The sequence below is a fragment of the Bowmanella yangjiangensis genome, assembly GCF_018531185.1.
Taxonomy (GTDB): domain Bacteria; phylum Pseudomonadota; class Gammaproteobacteria; order Enterobacterales; family Alteromonadaceae; genus Bowmanella; species Bowmanella yangjiangensis.
This window is the reverse complement of record NZ_JAHDJU010000004.1, coordinates 160,456-173,317: the sequence shown is the minus strand read 5'-3', so window position 1 is coordinate 173,317 and position 12,862 is coordinate 160,456. Positions and strand designations below refer to the sequence as shown.

Sequence of the window (12,862 nt, the reverse complement as noted above, 5' to 3'; positions counted from 1 at the left end):
GCCATGCGCAAGCTGGTATGCTCGCCTCTTAAGCCGCACATAAGTAGTGAAATATGAAACATCGCCCCAGCAATGATGAGCAAGCCTATTGGCTTATCCTTTCTCAGGATAAGTTGGTGCAACTAAGCGGACAAAGCTGCCTTATCGAACATAAATGGTCGGAACTTTCTTTTTTATCCGCCTACGCAGACGACGTGGTTAAAGTCGGAGAATACCGCCAGCAAAATTGCTACGTGATTGATCTAGGACAGGAAGTGCCGGATCGGGACAATATCGAACTGATTAACCTCAGGGCCGCCCTGATGAGCGAAGCCCATGATGCATTTAATATTCTGGCCAGAGCCTGGCAAGTTGCACTGTTCCTGCGAACTCACCGATTTTGCGGACAATGCGGCAGTCGCATGGAAGCGGTACACTGGGAACTAGCCATGCATTGCCATCGCTGTCAGCACCGCTGTTATCCACGAATATCTCCCTGCATCATCGTTGCCGTACGTAAAGGCGAGCAAATCCTGCTCGCTCAGGGCGCGCATCACAAAGAAGGTATGTATTCCACTCTGGCCGGTTTTGTCGAAAGTGGAGAAAGCCTGGAACAGGCGGTGCACAGAGAAATCATGGAAGAAGTGGGTATTAAGGTAAAAAATCTGCGCTATTTCTCCAGCCAGCCCTGGCCTTTCCCCCATTCGTTGATGATGGGCTATCTAGCAGAATGGGACTCTGGTGAAATCCAGGTCGATGGCCGAGAAATACTGGCAGCTGATTGGTTCGACTTTGACAAATTACCTTTAACACCGCCACCATTTTCAATTGCTGGGCAACTGATTCAGGCAACAACAAATCGAGTGTCACAATAAAACTGAAAATCAAGGGCTGACATGGCGTTTGGCCAGCAGCCCTATGAGTATTTGCATTCAGGAATAGGCATAGGCAGATAACTTGAGTGATGCCAACACCTGCTCAAGATGTTGCCGGGCTTCCTCGGTTGGCCCGGGATAGTCTCCAGCAATAGGCACATTGCCCAAATAGCCTATATCTTTACTACCTTCAGGTGACGTATAAAACGCCGCCAATACCAGCCCACGGAATCGGTCAAACGCCTTAGCAATACGTTTGAACTCCTCGGGGGTTTGCGCATTGTTGTAAGCAATGTCATCCATAATTTTTAACTGCTGCTCGCCACTGAGTCCGACAAAACCACGGTTAAACCGGCGCTGCGATTCCTCCTCAATCCAGGCTAATGCATTCAAAATAACCAGCCGATCACGTTGCTGTGTTTGATAAGGAGCACTTACCCATTCGTCGATAACATCTGGCACCTTTACCTCGGTGGCTGACGGCACCGCCCCATCTCTTGGTACGATGATGTCCGATAACACCGCAACCAACGTCAGTTGTGTGGAGGACAAGGTTCTGGGCCAGGGGGATTCAGGAGGTAAAATCAAATTGGGGTCGGTACCGTACCCTGCAACCTCAATGGGAGTTGGGGTCAGATCAGGCCAGTGTCCAACCTTGACAGGCTCAGTTTCGCTGATAAAACTGCATCCTGACACTGAGGTCACAACAGCGCTGGCCGCCAACACAGTCAACCATTTAAGCGACTCACGACGACTCATGTTAGGTAAATACTGATAAGGAGTGATGTTTTCTGACATATTAGATTACCCCACCTTTCAATTGTGCCGACAGCCAGGATGCATTGCGCATTGCCAGGGTCATAATCGTAAGCGTGCAGTTCTTATGTGGATTGGAAGCAAAAACACCACCATCCATCACAAACAGATTTTCGCAGTCCCAAGTTTGACCCCATTGGTTGGTCACTGAACTCTCTGCGGAGCTGCCCATTCTGGTGGTACCTACCTCATGAATAATTGAGCCCCCTTTGGATATAGCCTGTTCGGCAGATGGCAACTCACCAACGTCTGCCCCCATGGTCTCCAGCAGTGCTTTTGCCGTCTTTAAGCCATGCTCAATTTGTTTGAGCTCATGCTCGGACCATTTAAAGTGAAACTTGGATACCGGTATTCCCCACTTATCCCGAACACTCTCGTCAATCTCCATATAAGAATCGGGGTTGGGTAACATTTCGCCACGCAGCGAAAATCCCACATAAGCACCGTAGTTGTCCCAGACCTGTTGTTTTACCGCCTTACCATATCCCTGTAAGGAACCTGAAACGCCTGCACCAGGCTCCCGAAAACCACAGCCGATTTCAAAGTGATAACCCCGTGGAAAATCCAGTTCACCTTTTGCCTGAGCGGCATGCCCCCACCAAGGGATAAACAGGTGATTGGAGGTATGCCCATCCTCGTTATACCTTGGTCTCCCTTTGAGAGCAGGAATGATTGCACCAAGATGAGCACCGGTTGAATCCATCAAATTTTTACCAACCTGACCGCTGGAATTTGCTAATCCATCAGGAAAATGTTCGCTCTTAGAATTCAGCAGTATTCTCGCAGACTCACACGCACTGGCTGCAAGAATGATCACTTTCGCCTTTAGGTTGTGAGTGTGACCAGACGCTTTATCAATGTAAGTCACCCCTATCACTTTGCCCTGATCATCAGTATCCACTGACTTCACCATGGCTTGGGTAATGATCTGCAGATTCCCCGTTGCTTTGGCCATAGGTAGTAACGAGGTGGTACTTTGAAAGGCGGCGCCGATTGAACAACCGTGGCCACAAGGTGTAGCCCAGAAACAGGCCGCACGGTCATCTTTGGGACGGGTCAACACCGCTCGGTGCATTGGCACCATGGGAATACCTTGTTTTTTAGCCGCGGCGGCAATCAACAACTCTGGCACGCGCGGTTGCGGAGGTGGCTGCAATACGCCTTCGGCTGAAGGTGGCATATCGTCCAACCCAGTGTTGGTGCCACAAACACCGACCAATTCTTCGGTTTTATCATACCAGGGGGCCAGTTCGGCATAGTCAAATGGCCAGTCGGCACCTAACCCATCCCGACTCTTACCTTTAAAGTCATGCTCACTGAAGCGTAAAGAGAAACGTCCCCAATGATTGGTTCTCCCCCCCAGCATTCTGGCTCGCCACCAGTAAAAATCATCACCCTCTGCAACGCTGTATGGCTCATCCGGAACTTGCCAACCGCCATCGACTGTGGCGTCGTAAAATCCAAAATGCTTGTCGCTTGTGGCAGCTCCCATTAGTGGCGCATCACCGTTTCGCTTAAACATCGGTGTTTCAGTTTTCGGGTCGTAGTCTCTGCCAGCTTCTAGCATCAGTACCTTATGCCCGGATTTGGTCAGAGTATAAGCAGCCATGGCGCCGCCCGCACCAGAGCCCACCACAATTACTTCGTGGCGATTGTCCCTCATACTCATAACTCCTTTATCTTAATATTCTTAAAATAAACGGGGTCTCCATGATCTTGCAGACCGATATGGCCACTATGCTGCTTTGCAAATCCGTCCCAGTTGGCAAACTTACTGGCGGCCATTAGCGTGTTCCAACTGCTGCTGCCAATCACGATACTGGTTGTAACCACATCGTTTTGCCATACCTGCAAATGGCCTTGTTCCAATCTGATTACCACGTGATTCCAGTTTTCCGCTGGCTTTTGCGCCGATACGGGCGCTGCCAGTAAATCGTAGAGTGAGCCGGAACGGTGAGAATCAATCTTATTGTCTGAATGGCGCGCATCATCCAGGATCTGAATTTCAGGCGCATGGGAGTAAATAGCATTCCCGGTTTCATCTACCAACACAAAAATACCGCTGTTCCCCCCCGCGGAAATTTTCCAGTCCACCTGAAGCTCGAAATTTTCATAGGTCTTTTTGGTCAGGATATCGCCACCACCAGCGCCGGATAGTTGCAAGACACCGTCTTTTGCCTGCCACTTATCACTCAATGTATCGCGCTTGAAATTACGCCACTGTGATAAGTCCTGCCCATCAAACAGCAATTGCCACCCCTCTGCTTTTTCCTTCTCTGAAAGCTGATTATCGGCTGCACCGACGGTAAAGACACAAGACGCGAGTAGCATTACAGATAGAACGGAACGATTTACCATGCGCTTTCCTTTTTCCTCATCCTGCACAGGATGCACAGTTTTTTTAGATTCAGATTTGCCAGCCTGAAAGTTCTAGACCAGCTAAATTGTGGCTGACAAACGGGTTGTCGCTCATCTGACAGAACTTGGAAGACTGAACCAGCCAACCAAAGACTCGTTAATAGAGTGTTAAAATAATAGTGCGAGCAGCCTCCAAAGCACTATAAGAAAATCGGCAGTCAACAAGACAAAATCGGCGTCCTGTTGTGTTGATATGGAAAAGCTAAGGTAGGTAAAAGTCCTGAGAGCAGCTTTAAAAGCTATATGATTTTTCTTCTTCAACCAATCGGTGATAGCACAAAACAAAAAACTGCATTGCAATTGATGTGCAGATCGGTAGAACGAAAATAAAAAAGCCTTACCGAAAACGGTAAGGCTTAAATATTTTAGCGTGGAGGTCCCGTAACCGGGCTTCTTTTATTTTGATTTCACTAGCGCAGAGGTTTTATAGCAAAGAATATCGAAGCAGTGCAAGCTTTCATGCCTCAAATAGGACGAATAGCATTTCATTTAAAGCTTCAAACGTTGATTCATCGCAAGGATTGCTTGGTGTATCGATGTCGTATTAGCTGGTAGAATGCGCGGGTTTTTTAGCGCATCAGACAGGAGCAGCACATGCAACCACTACAAAATGACAGGTATTTGAGGGCTTTACTTAAGCAGCCTGTGGATATCACTCCTGTATGGATGATGCGCCAGGCCGGCCGTTATTTGCCCGAGTACCGCGCAACCCGTGCGCAGGCGGGGGATTTTATGTCACTGTGTAAAAACCCTGAATTGGCCTGCGAAGTGACTTTGCAACCTCTGCGCCGTTTTGATTTGGACGCCGCCATCCTGTTCTCCGATATTCTGACGATTCCGGATGCCATGGGTCTGGGTCTGTATTTTGAAACCGGCGAAGGACCCAAGTTTGAACGCCCATTGCGCGATATGGCGGCGATTCAAGCATTGCCAGTCCCTGATCCGGAAGTAGAACTGGGTTATGTGATGGACGCCGTACGCACTATCCGTAAAGGCCTGAACGGCCAGGTGCCTTTAATTGGATTCTCTGGTAGCCCTTGGACCTTGGCGACTTATATGGTGGAAGGCGGCTCGACCAAGAGCTTCAACATCATCAAGAAGATGGCCTTTGCCGAACCTGCCGCCCTGCACCTGTTGCTGGATAAACTGGCAGATTCGGTCATCCTGTATTTGAACGCACAAATCGCCGCTGGCGCCCAATCCGTCATGATATTTGATACCTGGGGTGGCGTGTTGTCTCCGCGTGATTATGAAGAGTTCTCTTTGCGTTATATGCACAAAATTGTCGACGGCCTGACCCGTGAAAACGAAGAGCGCCGTGTACCAGTAACGTTATTCACCAAAAATGGTGGTATGTGGCTGGAGGCTATTGCAGCAACAGGCTGTGATGCTGTGGGACTGGACTGGACAATTAATATCGCCGACGCCAAAGCCAGAATTGGTGACAAAGTGGCGCTACAGGGAAATATGGATCCTTCGATGCTCTATGCACCACCCGCCAGAATCGAACAAGAAGTGCAATCCATTCTGGCCGGTTTTGGTGAAGGTAGCGGTCATGTATTTAACCTGGGCCATGGTATTCACCCGGACGTACCACCAGAGCATGCCAAGGTATTCGTTGACGCCGTACATCGCTACAGTCAGCAATACCATAAAGCCTAAAGAAGCTTATTAAAGGTCGGCAGTCTTGACTACCGACCTTTGAAGGCAAGGGCACATCAAGCGTCTCTGGGCAGCCCTTTTTCCACACTGCGAATTAATCGCAGCGTTTGTCTGTCAGGTTGACCAGGCTTTTTACCAGCCTGCTGAGCCAGCGCCCAATCTATGTGCTCTTTTACCATTTCAGTATTGGCGTCCCGCTGACGCTGCAATGCATCAACTATATCTGGCGAATAGGGGGCATTCCCCAATCCCACCGCAATATTGCGCAACCAACGTTCATGCCCGATACGACGTATGGGCGAGCCTTCGGTATTTTTCAAAAAAGTCGCCTCATCCCAGCAAAATAGCTCCAGCAAGGTTTTACCTTGCAACTGCTGACGAGGATGAAAGTCGGCTTCATCGGTGAGCTGTGCGTATCGATTCCAGGGGCAGACCAGTTGGCAATCATCACAGCCGTAGATGCGGTTACCCAGCAGGGGTCTGAATTCTTCCGGTATCGCCCCTTTTTGTTCAATGGTCAGATAGGAAATACAGCGCCTGGCATCCACCACATAAGGGGCAACAATGGCGCCAGTCGGACAAATAGTGATACAGGCCGTGCAACTACCACAGCCCTCTTCCACAGGTTGATCAACCGGCAGTGGCAAGTTGATAAACAGCTCGCCTAAGAAAAACCACGAGCCTGCCTGTCGGTTAATGGTCAGTGAGTGCTTGCCTGTCCAGCCCAGACCGGCTTTCTCAGCTACTGCATGTTCCAATACCGGCGCAGAATCCACAAAGGGACGATAACTCAGATCAAACTCGCTGATTTTTTGCTGAATCATCTCACCTAGCTTCTTCAACCGCTGCCTGAGTAACTTATGGTAGTCGCGTCCGAGGGCATAGCGACTGATATAGGCTTGCTCACGATTTTTCAAATTGCGGGCAAAGCCAGCATCAGGGGGGAGGTAGTCCATGCGCACGCTAACCACTCGCAAGGTACCGGGCAGCAACTCATCGGGACGGGCCCGCTTCATGCCATGTTCGGCCATAAACTGCATCTCACCATGCATGCCCTTATCCAGCCAGGCCTGCAGATGTGCTTCATGACGACTCAGATCCACATCGCAGATACCCACCTGTTGAAAGCCTAGCGCTCTTCCCCAGCTCTTGATATGTTCAGTCAGGTCCACTAAGACCTTTTCGCAGAGTTCGGCCATTGAAACAGTTCGTCTTAAAATTGCCTGCCAGTCTAGCACACAAAGTGTTTTGCGCAGACCAGGTACGAAACCATGAAGCCCAGGCTGCCAAGCTGGCCGCAGTCAGCATGTATGAGCTGATGGAAAGGGCTGGCGCCGCCGCTTTTAAGGCACTCAAACAATATTATCCTGACGCAAAGAGGATCCTGGTGCTATGCGGTCAGGGGAATAATGCCGGTGACGGATTTGTTGTGGCACGTTTGGCCAAACAAGCCGGCCTGCATGTTCACTTGGTACTGCTGGGAGATGTATCCAGGTTCAGCCAGGATACCACCGAAGCCTGCAACAGATGGGTAGCCGAAGGAGGAACAACCACCCGCTGGCCACAATCCCTTGCGGATGCAGAGGTGATTGTCGATGCATTGTTAGGTACAGGTACGCGAGGGCAGCTCAGATCGCCCTATGCAGAAGTCATTGAGACGTTGCGCAACGCCGACATCCCCGTGCTTAGTCTGGATATTCCCTCTGGGTTAATCGCTGATACCGGTGCGTCGGCAGGCGCAGCAGTCTGCGCAGACCAAACCATAACTTTTGTTGGCATCAAGCGTGGTTTAGTAACAGGTCAAGGCAAACAACAAAGCGGCGAGTTGATCTTCGATGATTTAGGTATTGCCGACACTTTTCAATCACTGGCAACACCTTGCGCGCAATTGCTGGATTTTAATTATCTGCCCCTATTGCCTCGCCGTGCCCTAAACAGTCATAAAGGTAGCGCTGGCCGTGTGCTCTGTCTTGGTGGTAATCGCGGCATGCCAGGGGCTATACGCCTGACCAGCGAAGCGGCACTTAGAGCCGGTGCTGGATTAGTCAAAACCTGTTGTCATCCAGAAAATCGCCAGTTGGTCAGCCAGGGATTACCTGAACTGATGCTGGCGGACAGCGACGACCTCAAGGAATTATTGGGGTGGGCCAGCTGTATTGTTCTAGGTCCGGGTCTCGGTCAGGATACCTGGGCAAGTTTGTTATTCAGTCAAGTGCTGGACTATGTAGCAACGCAGCCTAAGCCTCTGTTGCTGGACGCTGATGCCCTGAATTTACTGGCTGCTTCGTCACGAGCATTACCCAGCCACTGCATACTTACTCCGCACCCAGGGGAAGCAGCCAGGTTGCTTGGCTGCCAGATAACAGATATTGAAGATAACCGTTACCAGGCACTCGGCAAACTTCAGCAGAAATATAAAGCCACGGTACTACTCAAAGGCGCAGGTACGCTGATTGCAACGCAGCAACAACATGTAGTACTAACCAACGGCAACCCCGGCATGGCCAGCCCGGGGATGGGTGACCTGCTTAGTGGGGTAATTATCAGTTTGGTGGCTCAGGGGTTAAGTAACGATGAAGCCACCGTGTATGGCGCCAGCCTGCATAGCGCGGCGGCAGACCAGGCTGCACAACAGAGCGGAGAACGTGGTATGATGGCCAGTGATTTGTTGCCCTTTATACGAAAACTGGTTAATCGCTGAATGACGATACGCGTAGATGTAAATGATGAGCAGGCCACCGCTGAGTTGGCAGCCAAGCTGGCCAAGGCTTGTGACAGTGCCACGGTGATTTATTTGCACGGTGATTTGGGCGCTGGCAAAACCAGTTTTTGTCGCAGCTTTATCCAGGCGTTAGGCTACAGCGGTAGAGTGAAAAGCCCGACTTATACCTTGGTTGAGCCATATCAGGTGGGCGACTGGCGGATATTCCACTTTGATCTGTATCGCCTCAGCGATCCCGAAGAATTGGAATTTATTGGTATCCGAGATTATTTTGAACCCGACTGTCTATGTTTAATCGAATGGCCGCAAAAAGGAGGGCAACTCTTGGCCCCGGCGGATTTGCAGATTAACATAGCGTTTAGTGACCCTGGCCGAACCTTTGAGCTGCTTGCCTTGTCTGAACGAGGAGAAGCATTGCTTGCAAAACTATAATAGAGCGCATGGCACATAAGAGAATTTATTTTTGGCTGACCTTATTACTGGCGTTTTTCAGTTCGCTGGTAGTCGCACAAAATCAGGTAGATGGTGTTCGTATCTGGCCTTCGCCTTCGAATACCCGGGTGGTATTCGATATGCAGGACGCCCCTGAGTTCACGTATTTCCCCCTGCAAAACCCAACCAGGTTAGTCATTGATCTGGCCAATACCCGCAAAAGCCTGGATTTTTCAAAAATCCAGAACGACAGCAAGTTAATCAAACGACTTCGCTACAGTAATGCAAAAGACAAAAACGCTATTCGCGTTGTCTTTGATCTCACAGAAGCCGTCGACACACAAATATTTGCCTTGCCTCCCACAGCCCCCTATGGAAACCGTCTGGTTATAGATATCGGAGGAAAAAGCGACAGCGTGTCGGCAAATGTTAAGCGCAGTGATCAGAGTGAGAACCGCGATATCGTTGTCGCTATTGACGCCGGGCACGGAGGAGAAGACCCCGGTTCAATTGGTTATTCCGGCAGTTATGAAAAGAACGTTACGCTGAGCGTGGCTAAAATGCTGGCAGACAGGATTAACAAAACCCCTGGTATGAAAGCGGCCATGATCCGTACCGGTGATTATTACATACACCCCAATAAACGTGCCGATATGGCCAGACAGCGCAAAGCCGACCTGTTCGTATCTATTCACGCCGATGCTTATACCACCCCACAGCCCAGTGGCGCATCTGTGTGGGTATTGTCAATGCGCCGCGCTAATTCTGAACTGGGTCGCTGGCTGGAAAACAGCGAAAAACATTCCGAACTGCTTGGTGGTGCCGCCGAGGTTATTCAGGATACCGCAAGTGAGCGCTACCTGACCCAGGCTCTACTGGATATGTCCATGGACCACTCCATTTCCACCAGCTATGAAGTCAGCCGTGAAGTGCTGAAGGAAATGAAGCAAATCACCAAGTTACATAAATCAGTACCGCAGGCGGCCAGTCTGGCGGTGCTAACCTCACCAGATATTCCCTCCATCCTGGTAGAAACCGGCTTCATTTCCAATAAAGCCGAAGAAAAGAACTTAAACTGGGCAAAGTTTCGCGAAGATTTAGCAGAAGCCATGTATGTTGCGGTGCAGCGCTACTTTAAGCGTATGCCGCCTGACGGTACCTTGTGGGCTAAGAACAAGCGCGACAATCGCACCCACAAGGTTTCACCAGGAGAGTCGTTGTCCTTGCTGGCCCAACGCTACAACGTGCCGGTCAGTCAGCTAAAGGCCGCCAACAACCTGAACTCGGATATGGTTCGCATCGGACAAGTCCTGACCATACCTAACTAGCAGTAGAACACCTTGCCAATACAGATATTACCTGCCCGCCTCGCCAACCAAATTGCCGCCGGTGAGGTAGTAGAACGCCCTGCATCAGTGATTAAAGAGCTGGTTGAAAACAGCCTGGACGCCGGTGCTGATAAAATTGAGTTGGAAATTGACCGTGGCGGTCACAAACGAATTCTGATCCGAGATAATGGTAGCGGTATTGCCCGTGATGAACTTGAGTTAGCCCTTAGTCGTCATGCCACCAGCAAAATAAGTTGCTTGGATGACTTAGAGCAAATCATGAGCCTGGGTTTTCGCGGTGAAGCCCTCGCCAGTATCAGCTCGGTAGCGCGCCTAACCCTGACCTCCAAACCTGCGACCCAGTCTGAAGCTTGGCAAGCAAAAGCCGAAGGGCGGGACATGGCCGTGCAGTTACAGCCGACGGCACACCCTGATGGTACCAGTGTAGAAGTGCTGGACTTGTTCTTTAATACACCGGCCAGACGTAAATTTCTGCGCAGTGAAAAAACCGAATTTCAACACATTGATGAAACCTTGAAGCGCATCGCCCTATCGCGCTTTGATGTCGCCTTTAGTCTGAAGCATAACGGTAAGTTGCTGCGTCATTATCCCAAAGCCAATACTGAGGCCACCAGGCAAAAGCGCGTGGCGCTGGTATGCAGTGCAGGATTTGGCGAACATGCTCTGAACATTCAAAGCCAGTATCAGGGGCTGCATTTACACGGCTGGTTGGCCGTTCAGAGCAGTAACACGCCAGATCATCAGTATTTTTACGTAAATGGCAGAATGATGCGTGACAAGCTAATTCATCACGCAATTCGACAAGCCTTTGAAGGATTACTGCCTCCTGAAGGGCATGCCGCCTATGTACTTTATCTTCAACTGGATGCCAGGGAAGTCGATGTGAATGTGCATCCGGCCAAGCATGAAGTCCGGTTCCATCAGGCAAGATTGGTACATGATTTTATTTTTCGGGCCCTGCAGGATGCACTAAACCAGGCTACTGCTGAAATTGCCCTGGAAGATAGTACCTCAGCGCCAATCAGACAGATTCCAGCAGCGGAGCCAAACCACAATTACATCAAACCCTTACAAAGCAAGGTGACCGAATCGCTAGGCCACTACCAGGGTGGCGGTGTCTCCAGTCGCGGCGCTCAACATTATCAGCAGTTGATGCAAACACCGACACAAGCTCCTCAGGCCAGCGGCAGCCTTTATCCCTGGTTATTCGTTCAACAACGCTATTTGCTGCTCAATCACAATCAGGTTTGCTGTCTTTTACCGGTGAAAGAACTCCATAAACTGAAGATAAAACACAGTCTGGCGTCAGCCGTCAGCCAACCCTTGCTGATGCCGGTGGCTCTCAGTTTGCAAAGCTTGCCAGATATTGACCTGGAAACTAAACAAGCCGCGCTAGTTCCCCTAGGTTTTGTGCTTAGTTATGACAGACATAAGTTGATGCTCAAACAGGTGCCAGCCGGACTGCGCCAGCTAAACTGGCCCGAACTGCTACCTTTGATACTGGATTGTCCGCATGGAGCGGAAATTGAATGTCTGTTAGACAAGGTGGCCAATAAGCAGCAAGTGTATTCCGAAGAGCAAGTCAAGCAATGGTGGCAGTGGTGTGAACAGCAGGCCTTGCTGGAGGACTTACTCAACAATAAAGCCAGACCCCTGCCTTTGGAACAATGGATTCAAACCTATGCAAACTAACCTGCCTCCGGCAATATTTTTGATGGGGCCAACAGCCTCAGGAAAAACGGATTTAGCCATGCAGTTAGTTCAGCACTATCCCTGCGAAATTATCAGTGTTGACTCGGCGATGATTTATCGTGATATGGATATCGGCACCGCCAAACCCTCAGCAGACGAGTTACGTCAGGCACCACATAGATTAATCGACATATTGGACGCCTCACAGGCCTACTCTGCCGCCGATTTTCGCCAGGATGCGCTACGTGAAATGGCCGACATCCAGGCCAAAGGAAAAATTCCTTTATTGGTGGGTGGCACCATGATGTATTTCAAGGTCTTGCTGGAGGGCATTTCCCCGCTTCCCTCGTCTGATGCAACAGTACGTGCCGAAATAGAGCAACGCGCAGCCACTGAGGGCTGGCAGGCACTGCATGATGAACTTAAGCAAAAAGATCCTGTGTCTGCTGCTCGCATTCACCCTAATGACCCCCAGCGCCTAACCCGCGCTCTGGAGGTGATCTATCTTACCGGTCAAAGTCTCACCGACTTGACTCAGGAAAAAACGCCCCCATTACCTTATCAGGTATTCCAATTTGCTATAGCGCCGCAAGACCGAGACGTGTTACATAATCGTATTGCCTTGCGTTTTGATCAGATGCTGGCGCAAGGCTTTGAAGACGAAGTAAAAAAATTTTACGCTAGAGCAGATCTGCATCTAAACTTGCCTTCAATGCGATGTGTTGGCTATCGTCAGATGTGGGAGTATTTGGATAGCAGGTATGACCATCAAGAGATGCGTTATCGCGCTATAGTAGCGACCCGACAATTAGCTAAACGCCAGTTGACTTGGTTGCGTGGCTGGCAAAATATTCACTGGTTGGATACTTTTGCAAAAGACAATTTGTCACTGGTCGCGGAAAAGCTGTAAAGCCCCG

Annotated in this window: 11 protein-coding genes; 7 read left to right on the top strand and 4 right to left on the bottom strand. The window is 50.1% G+C overall.

Going from position 1 to position 12,862, the window contains the following annotated elements:
• Positions 1-53: 53 nt before the first annotated feature.
• Positions 54-854 (top strand): NAD(+) diphosphatase, encoded by an 801-nt coding sequence (gene nudC, locus KJY73_RS20375; RefSeq protein ID WP_214345474.1) that lies wholly within the window; start codon positions 54-56, stop codon positions 852-854.
• A 57-nt stretch (positions 855-911) separates the two neighbouring features.
• Here nudC and KJY73_RS20370 read toward each other — a convergent pair whose 3' ends face one another.
• From KJY73_RS20370 to KJY73_RS20360, 3 genes are read right to left on the bottom strand one after another with little or no spacing between them, the layout of a single operon-like run.
• On the bottom strand, positions 912-1,652 hold the full coding sequence (locus tag KJY73_RS20370) for a gluconate 2-dehydrogenase subunit 3 family protein (protein ID WP_214345473.1): 741 nt from the start codon (positions 1,650-1,652) through the stop codon (positions 912-914).
• A gap of 1 nt (position 1,653) precedes the next feature.
• On the bottom strand, positions 1,654-3,333 hold the full coding sequence (locus tag KJY73_RS20365; protein ID WP_214345472.1) for a GMC family oxidoreductase: 1,680 nt from the start codon (positions 3,331-3,333) through the stop codon (positions 1,654-1,656).
• A gap of 2 nt (positions 3,334-3,335) precedes the next feature.
• On the bottom strand, positions 3,336-4,028 hold the full coding sequence (locus tag KJY73_RS20360) for a 3-keto-disaccharide hydrolase (protein WP_214345471.1): 693 nt from the start codon (positions 4,026-4,028) through the stop codon (positions 3,336-3,338).
• Between the two features lie 654 nt (positions 4,029-4,682).
• Here KJY73_RS20360 and hemE point away from each other — a divergent pair.
• On the top strand, positions 4,683-5,750 hold the full coding sequence (gene hemE, locus KJY73_RS20355) for a uroporphyrinogen decarboxylase (protein ID WP_214345470.1): 1,068 nt from the start codon (positions 4,683-4,685) through the stop codon (positions 5,748-5,750).
• Positions 5,751-5,806: 56 nt separating this feature from the next.
• On the opposite strand, the gene queG is transcribed toward hemE, so the two are convergent.
• Positions 5,807-6,949, bottom strand: a complete 1,143-nt coding sequence (queG, locus tag KJY73_RS20350) for a tRNA epoxyqueuosine(34) reductase QueG (protein ID WP_214345469.1) — start codon at positions 6,947-6,949, stop codon at positions 5,807-5,809.
• Here queG and KJY73_RS20345 point away from each other — a divergent pair.
• Genes KJY73_RS20345 through miaA form a run of 5 tightly spaced genes read left to right on the top strand, consistent with a single transcriptional unit; the run spans position 6,949 to position 12,855 of the window.
• Positions 6,949-8,451, top strand: a complete 1,503-nt coding sequence (locus tag KJY73_RS20345; protein WP_232848796.1) for an NAD(P)H-hydrate dehydratase — start codon at positions 6,949-6,951, stop codon at positions 8,449-8,451. The genes queG and KJY73_RS20345 overlap by 1 nt on opposite strands.
• On the top strand, positions 8,452-8,904 hold the full coding sequence (gene tsaE / locus KJY73_RS20340; protein ID WP_214345468.1) for a tRNA (adenosine(37)-N6)-threonylcarbamoyltransferase complex ATPase subunit type 1 TsaE: 453 nt from the start codon (positions 8,452-8,454) through the stop codon (positions 8,902-8,904). It abuts the gene before it with no gap.
• Between the two features lie 8 nt (positions 8,905-8,912).
• Positions 8,913-10,232, top strand: a complete 1,320-nt coding sequence (locus KJY73_RS20335) for an N-acetylmuramoyl-L-alanine amidase (protein ID WP_206593066.1) — start codon at positions 8,913-8,915, stop codon at positions 10,230-10,232.
• A gap of 12 nt (positions 10,233-10,244) precedes the next feature.
• Positions 10,245-11,945: a DNA mismatch repair endonuclease MutL gene (gene mutL, locus KJY73_RS20330; protein ID WP_214345467.1), complete on the top strand. Its 1,701-nt coding sequence runs from the start codon at positions 10,245-10,247 to the stop codon at positions 11,943-11,945.
• Positions 11,935-12,855 (top strand): tRNA (adenosine(37)-N6)-dimethylallyltransferase MiaA, encoded by a 921-nt coding sequence (miaA, locus tag KJY73_RS20325; protein ID WP_214345466.1) that lies wholly within the window; start codon positions 11,935-11,937, stop codon positions 12,853-12,855. Before mutL ends, miaA begins: the two co-directional genes overlap by 11 nt.
• The last annotated feature ends 7 nt before the right edge of the window (positions 12,856-12,862 follow it).